General features: G+C 67.9%; 18 protein-coding genes. 6 read left to right on the plus strand and 12 right to left on the minus strand.

Going from position 1 to position 17,818, the window contains the following annotated elements; translation table 11 throughout:
* Window positions 1-11: 11 nt before the first annotated feature.
* Entirely contained in the window at window positions 12-1,349 is a 1,338-nt protein-coding gene (locus tag AAHH99_RS02260; RefSeq protein WP_418767208.1) for a carotenoid oxygenase family protein, read from the minus strand.
* Between the two features lie 79 nt (window positions 1,350-1,428).
* On the opposite strand from AAHH99_RS02260, the gene AAHH99_RS02265 reads away from it, so the two are divergent.
* Together AAHH99_RS02265 and AAHH99_RS02270 are read left to right on the plus strand one after the other, a co-directional pair.
* Window positions 1,429-1,953 (plus strand): PadR family transcriptional regulator, encoded by a 525-nt coding sequence (locus tag AAHH99_RS02265; protein ID WP_418767209.1) that lies wholly within the window; start codon window positions 1,429-1,431, stop codon window positions 1,951-1,953.
* A 64-nt stretch (window positions 1,954-2,017) separates the two neighbouring features.
* Complete coding sequence (locus AAHH99_RS02270; protein ID WP_418767210.1) at window positions 2,018-2,896, plus strand: oxidoreductase; 879 nt, start codon at window positions 2,018-2,020, stop codon at window positions 2,894-2,896.
* Here the strand turns inward: AAHH99_RS02270 and glpK are convergent.
* Window positions 2,893-4,419, minus strand: coding sequence for a glycerol kinase GlpK (gene glpK, locus AAHH99_RS02275; RefSeq protein ID WP_418767211.1), 1,527 nt, complete (start codon window positions 4,417-4,419; stop codon window positions 2,893-2,895). The genes AAHH99_RS02270 and glpK overlap by 4 nt on opposite strands.
* A gap of 36 nt (window positions 4,420-4,455) precedes the next feature.
* Between glpK and AAHH99_RS02280 the strand changes: the two genes are divergently transcribed.
* Window positions 4,456-5,292 carry a class I SAM-dependent methyltransferase gene (locus AAHH99_RS02280; protein WP_418767212.1) on the plus strand — a complete coding sequence of 279 codons (837 nt, stop codon included), beginning with the start codon at window positions 4,456-4,458 and terminating at the stop codon, window positions 5,290-5,292.
* Window positions 5,293-5,416: 124 nt separating this feature from the next.
* Here AAHH99_RS02280 and AAHH99_RS02285 read toward each other — a convergent pair whose 3' ends face one another.
* Window positions 5,417-6,559, minus strand: coding sequence for an acyltransferase family protein (locus AAHH99_RS02285; RefSeq protein ID WP_418767213.1), 1,143 nt, complete (start codon window positions 6,557-6,559; stop codon window positions 5,417-5,419).
* Between the two features lie 10 nt (window positions 6,560-6,569).
* Window positions 6,570-7,370 carry an MBL fold metallo-hydrolase gene (locus AAHH99_RS02290; protein ID WP_418767574.1) on the minus strand — a complete coding sequence of 267 codons (801 nt, stop codon included), beginning with the start codon at window positions 7,368-7,370 and terminating at the stop codon, window positions 6,570-6,572.
* A gap of 48 nt (window positions 7,371-7,418) precedes the next feature.
* Between AAHH99_RS02290 and AAHH99_RS02295 the strand changes: the two genes are divergently transcribed.
* Complete coding sequence (locus tag AAHH99_RS02295) at window positions 7,419-8,903, plus strand: glutamate--cysteine ligase (RefSeq protein WP_418767214.1); 1,485 nt, start codon at window positions 7,419-7,421, stop codon at window positions 8,901-8,903.
* A 2-nt stretch (window positions 8,904-8,905) separates the two neighbouring features.
* The gene (locus AAHH99_RS02300; RefSeq protein ID WP_418767215.1) at window positions 8,906-9,262 is read left to right on the plus strand and encodes a hypothetical protein; all 357 of its coding nucleotides are present in this window, start codon (window positions 8,906-8,908) and stop codon (window positions 9,260-9,262) included.
* Here the strand turns inward: AAHH99_RS02300 and egtE are convergent.
* The 8 genes from egtE to AAHH99_RS02340 all read right to left on the minus strand — a co-directional run bounded on the left by egtE (window position 9,194) and on the right by AAHH99_RS02340 (window position 16,416).
* Complete coding sequence (egtE, locus tag AAHH99_RS02305) at window positions 9,194-10,309, minus strand: ergothioneine biosynthesis PLP-dependent enzyme EgtE (protein ID WP_418767216.1); 1,116 nt, start codon at window positions 10,307-10,309, stop codon at window positions 9,194-9,196. The genes AAHH99_RS02300 and egtE overlap by 69 nt on opposite strands.
* Entirely contained in the window at window positions 10,306-11,295 is a 990-nt protein-coding gene (gene egtD, locus AAHH99_RS02310; protein ID WP_418767217.1) for an L-histidine N(alpha)-methyltransferase, read from the minus strand. Before egtD ends, egtE begins: the two co-directional genes overlap by 4 nt.
* Window positions 11,295-11,984 (minus strand): ergothioneine biosynthesis protein EgtC, encoded by a 690-nt coding sequence (gene egtC, locus AAHH99_RS02315; RefSeq protein ID WP_418767218.1) that lies wholly within the window; start codon window positions 11,982-11,984, stop codon window positions 11,295-11,297. The genes egtD and egtC overlap by 1 nt, the downstream gene beginning before the upstream one ends.
* A complete protein-coding gene (gene egtB, locus AAHH99_RS02320) occupies window positions 11,984-13,291 on the minus strand; it encodes an ergothioneine biosynthesis protein EgtB (RefSeq protein ID WP_418767219.1) in 1,308 nt (435 codons plus the stop codon). The genes egtC and egtB overlap by 1 nt, the downstream gene beginning before the upstream one ends.
* The gene (gene egtA / locus AAHH99_RS02325; protein WP_418767220.1) at window positions 13,288-14,580 is read right to left on the minus strand and encodes an ergothioneine biosynthesis glutamate--cysteine ligase EgtA; all 1,293 of its coding nucleotides are present in this window, start codon (window positions 14,578-14,580) and stop codon (window positions 13,288-13,290) included. The genes egtB and egtA overlap by 4 nt, the downstream gene beginning before the upstream one ends.
* Before the next feature lie 121 nt (window positions 14,581-14,701).
* On the minus strand, window positions 14,702-15,301 hold the full coding sequence (locus AAHH99_RS02330; protein ID WP_418767575.1) for a sensor domain-containing protein: 600 nt from the start codon (window positions 15,299-15,301) through the stop codon (window positions 14,702-14,704).
* Between the two features lie 54 nt (window positions 15,302-15,355).
* Window positions 15,356-15,784: an organic hydroperoxide resistance protein gene (locus AAHH99_RS02335; RefSeq protein WP_418767221.1), complete on the minus strand. Its 429-nt coding sequence runs from the start codon at window positions 15,782-15,784 to the stop codon at window positions 15,356-15,358.
* Window positions 15,785-16,017: 233 nt separating this feature from the next.
* On the minus strand, window positions 16,018-16,416 hold the full coding sequence (locus tag AAHH99_RS02340) for a hypothetical protein (RefSeq protein WP_418767222.1): 399 nt from the start codon (window positions 16,414-16,416) through the stop codon (window positions 16,018-16,020).
* A 143-nt stretch (window positions 16,417-16,559) separates the two neighbouring features.
* On the opposite strand from AAHH99_RS02340, the gene AAHH99_RS02345 reads away from it, so the two are divergent.
* A complete protein-coding gene (locus tag AAHH99_RS02345; protein ID WP_418767223.1) occupies window positions 16,560-17,777 on the plus strand; it encodes an oxygenase MpaB family protein in 1,218 nt (405 codons plus the stop codon).
* Window positions 17,778-17,818: the final 41 nt, after the last annotated feature.

Genomic DNA, 17,818 nt, shown 5'->3' on the forward strand with positions numbered 1-17,818 from the left:
GTCCGTGCGAGTCAGCCGGCGATCCAGTTACCGTGGAAGCCGTAGGGAACACGTTGCGGTAGCGCGATTCTCGCGACCGGCGGACCGGCGAAGTCGGCGGCGTCGATGATGACGAGATCGCTGCCGTCGCGCGCAGCATCGTATACATATCCGAGGTACCAGCCGCTGCTCTCGTCGGCGGCACCCGATGACGACGGAACGAACACCGCCTCACCCGGACCGCCGCGCGCACCGGCGGCCCCGAATGCGTGCTCGACTGCGTCGCCCGTGGTCAGGTCATAGCGCAGCAGACAACCGTCGCCGACGACCACCGTGTAGCGCGCGGGCAGTGTCGCCAGACGGTCGTCGATGCGCGGGAACTCGACCGCGCGGTCGTCGAGTTGGCGCTCGGTGACGGTGCCGGTCGACAGGTCGATCGTCCATGTCCACAACACAGCGTCAGCCTCGAAACCATCGGTGCCACGCCACAACTCGGGATATCGTGCCGCTTGCAGCACAATGGAGTTCCCATCGTCGTAGGCGTTGGCGACGTGGAAGACGTAGCACGGGTCGATGTCGAACCACCGCACCTCGCCGAAGGGGTCGTCGCGGCGCAGGACCCCGACGCGGGCGCCGTAGTCGTCGTTCCAGCGGTAGGGCATCTCGTCGTTGCCCTTCATCGCGATGTCGAAGTCGAACACGATCGGCAGATCCATGAACACCACGTGAGAAGCGGTCAGGGCGAAGTCGTGCATCATCGTCAGGGCCGGCACCTCGAGCGGCCGGTTGACGGTCAGTTCGCCGTCGGCATCGGCGCGGTGGTAGGTGACGTGCGGGGCAAAGATGTTGCCGTATCCGAAGAAGTGCAGTTCGCCGGTCCGCGGGCAGATCTTGGGGTGAGCGGTCATGGAGTCCAGCAGCTTGCCGCCGAAATCGTACGCTCCGACCGTCTCCAAATCGTTGGTGATCTCGTAGGGCAGCGACGATTCCACGAGCGCCAGCGTTCTGCCCGCGTGGTTGACGACGTGGGTGTTGGCCACGCTCGAGCGCAGATTGCGGGTGCCGTCGGCGTTGTAAAGTCCGAAGTCCTCGATGAAGCTGTCGGTGCGCACCCAGCGGTTGCGGTACCACTTGGCGCGGCCGTCCTCGATGCGGACGCCGTGGATCATGCCGTCGCCGGTGAACCAGTGCGCGGCGGCTTGGCGCGGGTTGGGCCCGTTGCGCAGATACCAGCCGTCGAGTTCGACCGGGATGGCGCCCTCCACGGGCAGGTCGTACTCGGTCAGTTCGTCCGCGATGGGCGCATAGTTGCCGCGCCTGAAGAATTCGCCCCCGCCGCCGAAGAGCGCGGATTCCGTCGTCTCGGTCATGGGATCTCCTTACGTGCTGCGATAGGGCCACACTGACATGTCGATAATGACATGTCAATAGTGGATGTACGATTGCGCGGTGAGTCTGCGAATCGCCGCGCTGGGACTGCTCGCCGAGAAGCCGGGCAGCGGATACGACCTGCTGAAGCTCTTCGAGGAATCGCTGGCCAATGTCTGGCCCGCCACCCAGAGCCAGCTCTACGGCGAGCTGAACAAGCTCGCCGATGCCGGGTTGATCGAGGTCTCCGCGATCGGCCCGCGGGGACGCAAGGAATACCAGATCACCGACGCGGGGCGAGCCGAACTGCTGCGGTGGATCAGCAACCCGCAGGACGATCCGCCGTTTCGCAGCACGAGCCTTTTGCGGGTGTTCCTGCTCGGCGAAGTCCCCCGCGAGCAGGCGCGTGCGCAACTGACGGAGATGGCCGAGCGTGCCGACGCCGAGGTCAAGCGGCTCGAAGCGTTGCGCGACTCGATCGACTGGAGCGTCGGTGAGGGGCCGGACTTCGGGCTGGCGGCCCTGGACTACGGGCTGCGATTGCACACGATGCACGCGGAGTGGGCCCGTTCGGTGATCGGGCAGATCGACGAACACACCCGCTAGAACGACTGGTCCGAAGAGTCGCCTTGCCGGAATAAGCCCGGCGGGGAGGGTGTACGGATGGTGTATGCAAACCTTCCCGTTGGGCTCAAGCCACGTCGGACGCGTCGGCTTCGGCGCGATGCAACTGCCGGGTCCGGGTGTCTTCGGTCCTCCGCACGATCGTGAGCAGGCCCTGGCCGTGCTGCGGCGGGTGGTCGAGCTCGGCATCAACCACATCGACACCGCGCAGATCTACGGTCCGAACGTCGCGAACGAACTGATCCGCGAGGCGCTGCACCCTTACCCCGCCGACCTGGCCCTGGTCAGCAAGGTCGGCGGCGTACGCGGGCCCAACGGCGAGTGGCTGCCGGCCCAGGACCCCGACGACCTCCGCAGGCAACTCGAGGAGAACCTCACCACGCTCGACACCGACCGCCTGGCCGCGGTGAACCTGCGCGTCTTCGCCGACGACGGCATCAGCACGCCGGTCCGTGTCGAAAACTCAGAACTGTTCGACCGTCAGCTCACCGCGATGATCAATGCCCGCGACGAGGGACTGATCGGCGGCATCGGGCTGAGCAGCATCAGTGCCGAGCATTTGCAGGTCGCGCTGGACCGCACCGAGATCGTCTGCGTGCAGAACGCCTACAACCTCATTGACCGCAGTTCGCAGCCGGTGCTCGACGCGTGTATCGAGCGCGGCATCGCGTTCGTGCCGTTTTTCCCGCTGGGCTCGGGCTTCGTCGCCGACAACCCGGTGCTCGGGCATCCCGCGGTCAAGCGGGAGGCCGAAAAGCTCGGGCGCACACCGGCGCAGATCGTTCTGGCGTGGACGCTGTCGGTGGCTCCGAACGTGCTGCTGATCCCCGGCACGTCGTCGGTGGCCCATCTCGAGGAGAACACGGCGGTCGCCGGCATCGAACTCCACGGCGAAACCAAACGCGACCTCGATGCGGCCGGCTAATCGACGTCGACCCAGTCCAGCGTGCGCTGAACCGCCTTCTGCCAACCGGCATAACCGGATTCGCGCTGCTCGTCGCTCCATGACGGCGTCCAGCGCTTGCCTTCCTGCCAGTTGGCGCGCAGGTCGTCCGCGTTCTCCCAGAACCCGACCGCCAGCCCGGCGGCATAGGCCGCGCCCAACGCTGTGGTCTCGGCGACGACGGGCTTGACCACGTCGACACCGAGCACGTCGGCCTGGATCTGCATGCACAGGTCGTTGGCCGTGATACCGCCGTCGACCTTGAGAAGCTCCATGTGCACACCGGAATCGGCTTCCATCGCGTCGACGACGTCACGGCTCTGGTAGCAGATCGCCTCCAGCGTCGCGCGCGCCAGGTGCGCGTTCGTGTTGTACCGCGACAGCCCGACGATCGCACCGCGGGCATCCGAACGCCAGTACGGCGCAAAGAGTCCGGAGAACGCCGGAACGAAGTAGACGCCCCCGTTGTCGTCGACCTGGCGCGCTAGAGACTCGCTCTGCGCCGCGCCGCTGATGATGCCGAGCTGATCACGCAGCCACTGCACAGCCGAACCGGTGACCGCGATCGAACCCTCCAGGGCGTAAACGGGTTTCGCGTCGCCGAACTGGTAGCACACCGTGGTCAACAGCCCGTTCTCCGACCGGAAGATCTTCTCGCCGGTGTTGAGAAGCAGGAAATTGCCTGTGCCGTAGGTGTTCTTGGCCTCCCCCGCACTCAGGCACACCTGCCCGACCATGGCCGCCTGCTGGTCACCGAGCGCTCCGGTCAGCGGCACCTGGCCGGCAAGGGGCCCGTCGTCGCGGGTGATGCCGTAGGACTCCGGGCAGGACGACGGCTTGATCTCGGGCAGCATCTGTCGCGGTATGTCGAAGAACGACAACAACTCGTCGTCCCAGTCGAGCGTTTCCAGGTTCATCAGCATGGTGCGGCTGGCGTTGGTGACGTCGGTGACGTGCACCCCGCCGCGGGTCCCTCCGGTCAGGTTCCACAACACCCACGAGTCCGGAGTCCCGAACAGCGCGTCGCCGTTCTCGGCGTCGCGCCGTACGCCATCGACGTTCTCCAGAATCCATTGGACCTTGCCGGCCGAGAAGTAGGTCGCGGGCGGCAGGCCGGCCTTGCGGCGGATCACGTCACCGCGACCGTCGCGGTCCAGTGCCGAGGCGATGCGGTCGGTGCGGGTGTCCTGCCACACGATCGCGTTGTAATACGGTCTGCCGGTCCGCTTGTTCCACACCAGCGCCGTCTCGCGCTGGTTGGTGATGCCGAGCGCGGCAAGGTCGGTCGCCGACAGTTTCGTCTTGTTGAGCGCGGACATGATGACGGCCGCGGTGCGCTCCCAGATCTCGACGGGATTGTGCTCGACCCACCCGGCTTTCGGCAGGATCTGATCGTGCTCGAGCTGATGGCGACCGATCTCGACGCCGCCGTGGTCGAAGATGATGCATCTGGTACTTGTGGTGCCCTGATCGATCGCGGCAATGAACTCGGCGTTTCCGGCCAACTCGCACTCCCCTCTTGCTGCGGTCCGTCGTCCATCATGGACTACATGGCCGAAAAGCCCGCCGGGATTGAAGCTGGAACGCTGAGCGCATCCAAGATCGACCGCATGCCGCGCGGTGGGCCCGACGCATCATGCCTGGACCGCCTGTTACAGACCGATCGGCTCGAGTATCTGGACCGCGACTCCGACGTGCCGGTCGATGCCGCGCGCAAGCGTAGCGTCATCCGCGCGCTCGAGTGGACCGGAGGATGGTTCGGCAGCACCGAGCGGTTCGCCGAGATCGCGCTCGCGGAGGTCGAGAACGTCGCGGACCCGAAGATCCTCGAACTCGGCGCGGGCCACGGCGCGCTGTCGCGCACGCTGCTCGACTGGCACCCCTCGGCCCGATTGACCGTCACCGACGTGGACGCGGCGAACGTGGCGGCGATGGCGGCCTGCGACCTCGGGGAGAACCCCCGCGTGACCGTTCATGAAATGGATGCCACGGCGATCGACGCCCCCGACGCCTCGTTCGACCTCGCGGTATTCGCGCTGTCGTTTCATCACCTGCCGCCTGCTGCGGCCGCGCGGGCGATCTCGGAAGGCACCCGGGTGGCAGGCAAGCTGGTCGTCATCGACCTGCCGCGACCGCCGTCGCCGCTGCATCTGGTCCGCCTGGCGACCATGCTGCCTTTCGTTCCATTGCTGCCGTTCGTACACGACGGCGTGATCAGCTCGCTGCGCTCCTACAGTCCGTCGGCCCTGCGGGCATTGGCCGCGTATGCCGACCCCGCGATCGCGGTCGAGCTACGCGGCGGATTGTTGAGCCCACAGGTTGTGGTGGCTCAACGCGGCGCCCCGGATCCGTTGCGACCGAACGGCCAACGCTGGTAGCCGAGCTCGATGAAGGCATCGAGCACGTCGTAAAGACCCGGATGGCGCGCCAGCAGCGACCCAATCATCCTCACGCCGAGGGTGATACCCGTCTTTTCACTTGTCAAACGTCGATCGTTGCAGGTCAGGTTCGCGGGCGGGTGAGCCGATGTAGAAGCCACGCAACCGGAATCGTCAGTATCAGCGTCACGACGAACAGCACCACTACCGAACCGGTGTACACCCGCCACTGCAGCACCGACACCATCGCGATCTCCATCACGATCACGTGCAGAAGGAAGATCTCGTAGGAGATTTCACCGAGCCACACCATCGGCCTGCTGCTGAGTAACCCTGCGTACCAGCCGGTGTCGCCGAGGGCTAGCGGCGCGACAACCAGCGTCGCGATCGCCGCGTAGAACATCACCTTGGCGATGTCCTGTCCGAGATCGAGCGCAGGAGCGTCGATACGACCGGCGATCGGCGTCGACACCACCAGGTACGCCACCACCGCCAGCGGCAGCGCGACCACGGCATAACACCGAAACCCCGTGCGGGCCAGCACGCTGAGGGTCATACCGCCCACAAACCAGACGAGGTAGTGCGGAAGCCACAGCCCCGCGCCGTTGGGCAGCCAGTCCGTCGTGTGGATGACCAAGAGCCACAGCGGACTCAGCGCACCCAGCACCGCCAGCGCGGCCAGCAGAACACCGGGGCGCCACTGTCGCCGGCACAACACCACCAGCAGAAGGTAGGCCAGCACCGGCAGTGTGGCGTAGAACGCCACTTCGACCGCGAGACTCCACATCTGGGTCAACCCCTGATGCATGTAGGCCGTGATGTATTCGCGGCTGTAGATCTGCGTGAGTGTGAGGTTTCGGACCAGGCCGTGCCAGGTGTGGCCGGGATTGGGCTCGATGGGCCGGAACTCGTACAGCGCGAACGCCAGCAACACCGTCACCACATAGGCCGGCATGATGCGCCGCACCCGGTTTCGGGCGTACCGGCGCGTCGGTGGCGGCGCGGCGCCGGTCGCCGTCGCGCGCACCCAACCGTTGAACAGTAGAAATCCCGACAACACGAAGAAGATCGCGACGCCGATCTCCATGCGCGCGAACATCAGCCCGACGTATCCGCGGTTGTAGGCGCCGGTGCCGTACGCGGCGTGGGTGGCCATCACGAGCAGTGCGGCGACCGCCCGGATTCCCGCCAGCGACGCGACCCGGTCGACTCTCGAGACCTGTTCGAGTCCGCCTTGGTCCAGCTCGCCCGGCCATTGTGCTGACACTGCGTAAGTATCAAACGGTGACCGAGGAGCCACGCTCCAATTCGATGATCCGGTCGGACAGGCCGCGGCGCTTCATCTCGTCGACGAAGTCGGACAGCGGAGATGCGAACACCCCGTAGTCGTCGAAATGCACCGGGATCATCTTGGGAAGGTTCAGCAGTTCGACGACGTCGGCGCCCTGTTGTCCATCCATCGTCACGGTCAGCCCGAACGGCAGGTGTCTGCCGAACGGCAGCCGAGTACCGCCCAGGTGCAGCACGCCGACGTCGATGGATTCGAATCGCACTGGTATCTCCCGTAATTCGTCGACGAACAGGGTGTCGCCGGAGACGTAGAGCCTGCGGCGTGCAGCGCCGTCGGAGAACTCGATCATGCTGCCCATCACCGGCGGCAGGAAGCGGTCGACCGGCGTGGGCGCGTGCCGACCCGGCAGCGAGGTGACGGTGGCGCTCACCGTCCCCTTGGTGATCGTGTGGTGCTGCCAGGTGTCGAGCGCCAGCGACCGACCGAACCCGCGGTGGGTCAGCCGTTTGGCGGCGTGCGGGGTGGTCAGGATTGGAAGATCGTGGTCGAGGCGGCTCTGCGTCACCCGGTCCCAGTGGTCGCCGTGCATATGCGACAGCACCACCGCGTCGAGGGCCGGCAACTGTTCGATGTCCAGCGCCGGTCCTTTGAGCCGCTTGGACAGCAGCCCGTATCCGAGGTACGCGTGCTGACCCTGGTGCAGGAAGTTCGGGTCGGTCAACAGGGTGATGCCACCGCCGGAGATCAGCGTGGTGGCGGTGCCGATGAAGGTGACGGTGACGTCCATCTGCCTCACCTACCCACCACGGCCGGGTTTATGCCGAACAATGGCGGTGTGGGCGAGGAAGTGAAGGGCACCGGCTACAGCGGCGCACACCGCCGGGAGTACCGCCGCAAGGTGCAGCAGTGCCTCGACGTCTTCGAGACCATGCTCGCCCAGTCGAGCTTCGACTTCGAGCGGCCGCTGACCGGGATGGAGATCGAGTGCAACCTCGTCGACTCGGCCTATCAGCCCGCGATGAGCAACGCCGAGGTCCTGCGCGCGATCGCCGATCCGGCGTATCAGACCGAATTGGGCGCCTACAACATCGAATTCAACGTGCCGCCGCGGCGGTTGCCCGGGCGTTCCGCGCTCGACCTGGAGACCGATGTCCGGGCGAGCCTCAATGCGGCCGAGACGAAGGCCAACCGGCACGACGCGCACATCGTGATGATCGGGATTTTGCCGACGTTGCTGCCCGAGCACCTGGCGGGCCGCTGGATGAGCGAGTCGACGCGGTACCAGGCGCTCAACGACTCGATCTTCACCGCCCGCGGCGAGGACATCCTGATCGACATCGTCGGGCCGGAGCGGCTGAGCCTGCAGACCGCCACCATCGCACCCGAGTCGGCGTGTACGAGCATGCAACTGCACCTTCAGGTGTCGCCCGCCGACTTCGCGCAGAACTGGAACGCCGCTCAGGTGCTGGCCAGTCCGCAGGTGGCGCTGGGCGCCAACTCCCCGTACTTCTTCGGCCACGAACTGTGGGCCGAGACCCGCATCGAGCTGTTCGCCCAGGCCACCGACACCCGGCCCGACGAGCTCAAGGCCCAAGGCGTCCGGCCGCGGGTGTGGTTCGGCGAACGCTGGATCACGTCGATCTTCGACCTGTTTGAGGAGAACGTGCGCTACTTCCCGTCGCTGCTGCCCGAGCTGTCCGATGAGGACCCGGTCCGTGAGCTCGCCGAGGGCCGCACTCCACGGCTGTCCGAGTTGCGGCTGCACAACGGCACCATCTACCGGTGGAACCGGCCGGTGTACGACGTCGTGAACGGGCGCCCGCATCTGCGCGTGGAAAACCGGGTGCTGCCCGCGGGCCCGACCGTCGTCGACATGATGGCCAACGCCGCTTTCTATTACGGCACGTTGCGTGCGCTGTCCGAGGAGGAGCGCCCGCTGTGGACGAAGATGAGTTTCGCTGCGGCACAACACAACTTCGTCGCCGCGGCCCAGCACGGTATGGATGCCCGGCTGTACTGGCCGGGCTACGGCGAGGTGACCGCCGACGAGTTGATACTGCGCGAACTGCTGCCCATGGCCGACGAGGGCTTGCGCCGCTGGGAGGTCGCGTCCGAGGTGCGCGACCGGTACCTCGGGGTCATCGAGGGACGCGCCAAGACCGGCCGCAACGGCGCCACCTGGCAGGTCGCGACGGTGCGCGCGCTGCAGGAGCGCGGTATGGCGCGCCCCGTCGCGCTCGCGGAGATGCTCCGCCGCTACTGCGAGCGGATGCACAGCAACGAACCCGTCCACACCTGGAACGAGCGATTCGACGAGTGAGAGTGGCCGTACGCGGTTTCTTGTTGCCGTTACTGGTGCTGGTGGCGCTGGCGGCCGGGTGCCACGGCGGTCAGCACGCGCGCGCGGACACCGTCGACGCCGGGCTGGATCGCCCCTTCGTGCTCGCCGGCGGACAGCAAGCCGAGATCGCCGGCGAGCCGCTGCGACTGCGGTTCACCGAGGTACCGGAGGATCCGCGGTGCCCGACCCGTATCCCCGCACCCCCGAGGACGTCCCGCCCCTCTCGGATTACCGGGCGACGCTGCTGGTGCGCCGGCCCGGTTGACGCCTCAGCCGGACGCGGCCAGTGCCGCGGCGAACCCGGCGAGTTCGTCGGCGGTGACGTCGACGTGCGGTGACACCCGCAGCACCGGCGCGGTCATCTCGAACGGAGCACGCTGCACATCGGCGAACGTGGTGACGATGCGGTGTTCGGCGATCAGCCAGTCGCGGACCTTCTGCGGATCGGCGCCGTCGGCGGGGACCAGCGTGGTGATCGCGGTCGGTTCATCGCGCGGCTCGACGACCCGCCATCGGTCGAGACCGGCCAGGGCGTCGCGGCTCATGCGGCCCACCTCTGCCAGCCGGGCCCGCACCGCGGCCGGTCCGTCGGCCAAATGCTCTCCGAGTGCCACCGAGAAACCCACGCGGGCAGAGACATTCGCCTCGCCGTGCTCCAACCGCTGCAGGAGGGACAGGGGCAGGTTCCACTCCGGCGGCGGTAGGCGTGGGCGCAGCCGCTCCGCGAGCTCGCGATGGACGCCAAGGAATCCGACACCGCGCGGCCCGGCGATCCACTTGCGCGACGAACCGTAGATCGCCGCAGGCGTGACCGCGCAGTCCAGATGCCCCAGCGCCTGGGCGGCATCGACGACCAGCGGCACTCCGAGTTCCCGGCACGTGGCGGCCAGCGCCGACAGCGGCTGCGCCAGCCCGCGGTGGCTGGCCAGCGCAGTCAGGTGCACCAGCGCGGGCGGGTCGGCGGCGAGTTGGCGCGCGGCTGCCTGGACGTCGAGTCGCCCGCCGCCGTCGGCGGGCAGCGCGCGGACGGCGAAACCGTTGGCGGCCATGATCGCCAGGTTCGGCCCGTACTCGCCGGGCAGACACGCCAGGGTCCGCTCTCCGGACCACGCGCCGAGCAGCAGGTCCAACGCGTTGTTCGCGCCGGTGGTGAACACGAAGTCGCTGCTCGCCAACCCGGTCAGCGCGGCGAGCGCGGCGCGCCCGGCGTCGAGCACCGGCGCGGCGGCCTCGGCCGCGACGTAACCGCCCACTTCGGCTTCGTGGCGGGCGTGCTGCACGGCCGCGTCGATCGCCGCGACGCTCTGACGCGAACAGGCGGCGCTGTCCAGGTGCACTCCGGCCACCGCCGGCCGGGCCGCGCGCCACCGATCCGCAAGGCTCATTTCGTCGACAGCGACAGGCCGAAGTCGCCGGCGGCGTCGGTCCACCAGTGGGTTATCCGAAGCCCGGCTGCGGCGAGTTCGGCTTCGACGCCCTCGCGCCGGAACTTGCAGGACACCTCGGTCAGCATCGCCTCACCGGCCGCGAACTCGACTGTCAGCTCGAGATCGCGCACGTGCACGCGCTGAGGTTCGGTGGCGCGCAGCCACATTTCGATACGCTCGTCACCGTCGTTCCACACCGCGACGTGTTCGAACTTCTCGAGGTCGAATTCGGCGTCCAACTCACGGTTGACGACGGCGAGCACGTTGCGGTTGAAGCGCGCGGTCACGCCCGCGCTGTCGTCGTATGCGCGTACCAGGCGGTCGGTGTCCTTCACCAGATCGGTGCCCAGCAGCAGGCTGTCACCGGGTTGCAGGGCGTCGGACAGGGCGGCGAGGAATTCGGCGCGCGGTCCTGCGGTGAGGTTGCCGATCGTCGAGCCGAGGAAGGCGACCAGGCGGCGCCCGACGCGGGGGATCTTGTCCAGGTGCTTCTCGAAATCCCCGCAGACGGCCTCGATTTCGAGCTCGGGATACTCGGCCGCAAGAGCCGCGCCCGCGACGGCGAGCACGCTGGCGTCGACGTCGAACGGGATGAACCGGCGCAACGAACCGCGGTCGCGTAGCGCGTCGAGCAGCATGCGGGTCTTCTCCGACGTGCCGCTGCCCAGTTCGACCAGTGTGTCCGCGCCGGAGGCCGCGGCGATGTCGGCCGATCGGCGCCTGAGGATCTCGGCCTCCGCGCGCGTCGGGTAATACTCGGGCAGCTTCGTGATCTGATCGAACAGGTCACTGCCGACCGAATCGTAGAACCATTTGGGCGGCAACGACTTCGGGTTCGACGTGAGGCCGTCGAGCACGTCCCGGCGTAGCGCGTTCGCTGCCGAGTCGGCCGACAGGTGGTTCGCCAACGACAGCGTGTCCGCGTGTTCCGCTCCCCGCGCCATCATGCTCCTTTCAGTGCGACCAGTTGCACGCGTGACGACGTGACCTCGACGAGGTGGCGGTCCGGGATCTCCTCCCAGGCGGGGTCGTCGTCGTAGGGTTCGCTGGCCAGGACGACGCCGTCGTGGCGTCGCAAGACGGACAGCGTGTCGCCCCATGTCGTGGCGACCAGTCGTGATCCGTTGCCCGCCAGAATGTTCAGCCGTGCGTTCGGGTCTGCCGCGGCGACGTCGACGATGGTCTCGCCCAGCGAGTCCAGCCCCCGGTCGAAGATGAGCGCGGCGAGCAGGGCGCTGTCGTTGGTCGACTCGGCGCCGGCCGACAGCGGGAGCACCCCGCGGTCGACCAGCCCGTTGTGGGAGAGCAACCAGTGCCCGTCGGTGAACGGCGCAACCGCCGTCGCCTCGATCGGCATGCCGATGCTCGCAGACCGCACCGCGGCGACGATACAACCGCTGCGCAGCGCGGGCGCGACCGAGGCGAGCGAGGCATCCCCCCACATCGGCGTGGCACTGCGCCAGCGCCGCGGTGTCTCGCCGTCGAAGAAGCCCACACCCCACCCGTCGGCGTTCATCAACCCGTGCTTCTGCCTGCGGGGTGAATACGATTGCACCAGAAGGCCGTTGGCGGGATCGAGGATCAATGACGCCACCGAGGCCGGTTCACCGAGCCACCCGAGATGCCTGCACATCAGGCATTCTCTCTTCGCGCAAGCGGCTCATCGCCGGCGTCCCAGGCCAGCCGGACGCCGGAGAAGATCTGGCGGCGAATCGGGTGGTCCCAATTGCGGAAACTGGGCCGCAGGATGCTGGATGCGACCGCCCAGGATCCCCCGCGCAGCACTCTGTAGTCACCGTCGAAGAAGGGCTGCGAATAGCGTTCGTAGATCATCGGCGTGAATCCCGGCCACGGGCGCAGCGGTGACGTCGTCCACTCCCACACGTCCCCCAACATCTGTTCGGCACCGTAGGCGGAGGCACCGGCCGGGTAGGCGCCGACGGGCGCGGGGCGCAGCGCGTCGCCGCCGAGGTTGGCCAGGGCGGCGGTGGGTTCGGTTGTGCCCCAGGGATAACGGCGACGTACGCCGACCGCCGGGTCCCACGCACAGGCCTTCTCCCATTCCACCTCGGTGGGCAGCCGGGCGCCCGCCCACGCTGCGTAGGCCTCGGCTTCGAAGAACGTGACGTGCTGGACCGGCTCGGCTTCGGGGATCTCCTCGACGTGGCCGAACCGGGTGCGGGTTCCGTCCGGATTCCAGAACTGCGGCGCCGTCAGACCGGCTTCGGTCCGGTGCTTCCAACCGCGCTCTGACCACCACCGGGGCTCTTCGTATCCGCCGTCGTCGATGAACCCGCGCCATTCGCCGTTGGTGACCGGGACGCGTCCGATGCGAAAGGCGGGTACGTCGACGATGTGTGCCGGACGTTCGTTGTCCAGTGAGTACGGTTCGGTGGTCGCGTCGACGCCGAGGACGAACTCGCCTCCGGGCACCGACACCGATGTGCCCGCGACGTCCTGGCGACCTTCGGGAAGCGCAGCTCCGGTGTCGAGCAACGGTGGCCCGCTTCGCAGGTTCAGCGCCTGCAGCATGGTTTCGTCGTGCTGGTTCTCGTGGCTGATCACCAGGCCGAAGGCGAAACCGGGCTCGTCGTCGGGAAGGGCGTCAAGCGTGTCGAGCACCTTGTCGCGCACCGTCGCGCAATACGCCCTGGCGTCCGACGGCGGGAGCAGCGGCAGGTTCACCCGGCTGGCGCGGGAGTTGACGAACGCGTCGTAGAGACGTTCGACGTCGGGGCGCAGCATGCCGGGCCGGTCCGGGTTTCCGTCGCGCAGCAGCCACAGCTCCTCCTGCTGCCCGATGTGCGCGAGGTCCCACACCAACGGGCTCATCAGCGGGTCGTACTGACGGCCCAGCTCCGCGTCGTCGAAGTCGACGAGCCGCAGCGTGCGCTGACGTGCCCTGGTGAGTTCGCGCGCGATGGTTTCGCGAGGTGTCACAGTTCCCCTCGTGCCATTTGCGTGACCGCGGGCGCGATCCCGTGTCGTGCGGCGCGGTCGCGGAAGTCGTCGGCCGGACAGCGTCCCTGTTCGACCGAACGCACCAACCGGTGCATCGATTCCGCGAGCTCGGCAGGCGCGCGTTCCGCGGCCGCCCACACGCACCGCTGCGCGGCCGCCTGCAACCGGGGCTCGGCCAGGCCGATGTGGGCCGCCTGGTCCCAGGCGGTGGCGACGGGTTCGGTGGCTTCGGCGGCGAGCTCGGCGGCCGTCGGGTCGTCGAGCAGGGTGACCAGCGTGAACGCGACCGCAGGCCAGACCGTGTCCGGCACGCCGTCGAGATAGCGGATCTCCAGCCACTGCCGCGGGCGGACCGGGGGGAACAACGTGGTCAGGTGATAGTCGAGGTCGGCGGCGGTGGGACGGCGGCCGCCGAGCGCGACCCGCCCGTCGGCCCAGTCGGCGAACGGCACCCAGTCTCGGACCGGTTCGGCGTCGGCGTCGGCGTGGTTGACGAGCATCACCGGAGCTTTCAGCGCGTACCTGGCCCAGTCGCTGGCCGGGTCTTCGCCGTTCTCGCCGAGGACCGGGCCGCAGCGGGCCGAATCCAGTTGGCTCCACACGCGCTGCCGCGTCGACTGCCAGCCAGGGTTTTCTCCGCTCAGCAGCGGTGAGTTCGCGGTGATCGCGATCATCGTGGGCCCGAGCGCATGCGCGAGCCGCACCCGGTCCGCCCAGCCGTCACGTGGGCCCGCATCAAGGTTGACCTGCACCGAAGCCGTCGAGGTCATCATCGCCGCACCCGCAGCGGGGGTGCCGCTGGCGGCGAAGAACGCTTCCATCGCCCGGTAGCGCGCGCCCGGGTTGACGCGCTGTGGTGGCCGCAGCGGATCGGCGCCCAGCGACACCAACCCGAACCCAGCGCCTGCGAACGCAGCGCATAGCACGGCGCGGTCGGCGACCATCGCGTCGATCGCGGCGAGCGGGCCCGCGAGCGGCGGACCAGACAATTCCACTGCGCCGCCGGGTTCGACGGTGACCCTGCTGCCGCCCGGCAGTGCTGGCAGGCCGGCGATCGTGGCGGTGAGCTCATCCCAGCGAGGTCTGCGCGTGGGATCGATCAGATCGAAGCAGTGCGCCTCGATCTCGAGTCCCACCCGGCCCACCGGGCCGTCACGCAGACAACCGCCGCCGACCTGGCGAACAGCGGCATCGGCGCTGGTCAACTCGGTACAGGTGCTCTGCTGCGGGTGCGCGTCTTCCACGTCGGACGTGATGGTGAAAGTCATTCCAACCATCCCCTTCCGGGAGTGGACCGCTCGCCTCTCCAACCATCTTCCAGATGGGACCGACAAATCCAGCGTTTTTCGGATGACGCCTTCGTTACGAGGACCTTTACCGGTCCCGGGGTTACTGGCCGAGGGTGTTCTGCATCGCCCCGGCCAGCGCATTGACCGCCGGCCCACCGTTGCCGGACTGGCAGACCTTCGCCTGCAGCAGGACGTTCTCGCGCTTGCGAGTGGTGGTGAAACAGCGCCGGTCCGTGCCCGCCTCCTGTTTGATCCAGTCGGCGTCCGTCGCCGTGGTCGGCCCGCCGGTGAAGGTCCACACCTGGGTCGTGAAGTTGTCCAGGTGCATCGCGGTGGTCTGCCCGTTGCAACCGACGCTGCGGTCGACCACGCGACGGAAGGCGCGGTCGGCGGCGTCGGTCGTCGCGAACACACCGACCGCCTGTTTGACCAGATGCGTGGCATCCGTCGGCGACTCCTGGGTCACCGCACCGTTGAACGACGCCAGATCCGGGTCGGCGTAGACGTCGGGCAGGCCGATGTCCGCCCAGTTGTTGCACGCGGGAAGGTCGACCGAGAAGGTCTGTACCGGCTCGGTGAACAACGACTCGAATCGCATTGTGGCGCCGACGATATTGCCCACCGAGCCCTTCGGGAGCACGGCGTAGTTGACCACGCCCGGATCCGAGGGGCGCGCTGCGGCGGGGCCGGCGGGCGCCATGACCGACAGCCCGATGGCCACGCCGATGCCCGCCGCGGCGACCGCCCGCACCGGTCAGACCTTCGCGGTCAACTTGACTTCGATGTTGCCGCGAGTGGCCTTCGAGTACGGGCAGAAGTCGTTTGCCTTCGCCATCAGGTCGTCGGCGACGCTCTGCTCGAGACCCGGCAGGTAACCGATCAGGTGAGCCGTGAGCCCGAAGCCACCCTCCGAGTCCGGTCCGAAGCCGATCTGCGCGGTGATCGAGGTGGCTTCGTCGATGTCGATCTTGTTGTTGCGGGCCTGCAGCCGCAGCGCGCCGAGGAAGCATGCCGCGTAACCCGACGAGAACAGCAGTTCAGGGTTGACGCCCTCGCCGCTGCCGCCGAGCTCCTTGGGCGGGCGGGTGTCGAGATCGATCTTGCCGTCGGAGGACCGGACGTGGCCGTCACGGCCGCCTCCGGACGCGGTGGACTCTGCGGTGTACTTGACCTCAATACTCATGGGCTCGATCATGCCAGTCTGCTCGTATTCGGCAAGACACCCGTCTCAGTTGCCGTCCCCGGCACGGCTCTAACACCGTTGGGGCGCATGCCCGATAGCGTTGTGGGCCAAGCAGTCCCGCTCGCCGTCAAATACTCGGCACTGGTGTGCACTCAGATCGGTAAGACGCCGCTTACCGGCCGGAACGGTGATCTGAGTGCGCACCAGACGCGGTATCCGTCGAGCGGCCGTCGCTACGGGCGCGACGGCGCCGTGGTGGTCGGAGCCTCAGGTGACTGCGGCGGTTCGGGTGGTGCGAAGCGTGGCCCCTGCGAGTTTCCTGGTCCGCCGAACGGCGGGCGGCCGAACGACCCGCCCGGACCCATCGGGGCGCCCGGCGGCGGTCCGCGATGGAAGATCGCGACGTCGCGGTCGTGGCCGCCGTGATGGCCGCCGCCGCGGTGATGGCCTCCCGAGTGCGAACCGAGGATGAAACCGGAGAAGAAGATCACCGCGACGATGAACACGACGCCGGCGGCGATGCCAACCCAGGCGGCGGCGGCGCCGAGCTTGGAGCGTCGCGGGGCGACGTGGTCATGGTGGGGTGTCGCGACCACTGGACTGGTGGCGGGTTCGGATGGTGTTTCGGTCATGGCTGCCATCATGCGAGCTGTTTCGATGAGCCCGTCATGTGGCACCTATGAGCGGGCTGTGAATGCGACGATTGACACCGGTCACCCCGCCGAATAGTTTCGACTACACGCGTTGTCAGCTTGGCTGGAAGGGACCCGAGACCATGCAGCGTCCGATCCCGACGCGACACCCGGAGCGGCCTGGCGCCGTGCCTGCCGGCATCCGCGTTATTGCCAAGGCGCTGGCCATCGGTGAACCCACACCAGCGCAGTGGCGCAGGCTCGGCGAGCGACTGACCGTCGGAGACGAACCGATGGACCGCCTCGTCGAGTGGATGTCAGGCGTCGGCGTGAAGCAGGCGCGGCCGTTGTTCGATCGGGTGCTCACCTACGGCATCGATGCGGTCCCCGACGCCCCGGAACCGTTGCGCGAGTTCTTCACAGCCGTGGAGAGTCTGCCCGACTGGGTGGACCCGGTAAGACTGCGCCGCGGTGCAGAAGCGCTGCGTCGCGGCGGTGCCGACGGCATGTACGTCGCGCGTGACGTATCGCTTCTCGGCGGCTACCAGTTCTCGGGTTTCAACAAGACACTGTTGCGCACCGGCGCCCTGGAGAAGGGTTCGAACAAGCGCTTCGCCGAGACGATGCAGTGGGCGATGGACGTCATCTCCGACGGTGGTCTCGAACAGCTGGGCGTCGGCTACCGGTCCACTCTCCGGGTTCGGCTGATTCACGGACTGGTGCGCAGGCATGTGTCCGCGATGCCCGACTGGCGCGCCGACGACTGGGGTGTCCCGATCAACCAGACCGATATGGCGGCGACGCTGATCGGTGCGCTCGTCGCACCTGCCGTCGGTGTCGTGGGGATGGGAATCGTGCTGCGGCCCAAAGACTACGATGCCGTCGCCCACCTGACCCGCTATGTCGGATGGTTGATGGGTGTGGAGGACGAGTGGCTGCCGCGCGGGTTCCGCGACAGCATCCGGGTGCTCTATCACACCCTGGGCGCGCTCGCCGAGCCCGACGAGTCGTCGAGGCAGCTTGCGGTTCCGATGGCCGACGACCCGATGATCTGGCATTACGACACCATGCCCGCGATCAGGCGTCGTGTCGCACGCGCGCAGCATCTTTCGGTCACCAGTGGCTTCCTGGGCCCCCGCACGATGCGCGCACTGGGCCTACGCCCCCATGTGCCGTGGTACCCGGTGCTGCGGCTACCCGTGAACCTGACGCGCAGCGCGGCTGCGGTCGCCCTGCCCGGCGGTATCGCCAGAGCGATCGCCCGCGGCGACCGCGAGCATCAGGCGTTGATGCGGACGATCGTCGGCGACGCCGGCGCCACCATCGGCGAGTCGGCCGAGCACGTCAGCACAGTCGCCTGAGCCACCTAGGACCCGCAGGCCGGCACATCCGCATGCCTACG

The organism is Mycobacterium neumannii (genome assembly GCF_048452905.1).
GTDB classification, from domain to species: Bacteria; Actinomycetota; Actinomycetes; order Mycobacteriales; family Mycobacteriaceae; genus Mycobacterium; species Mycobacterium neumannii_B.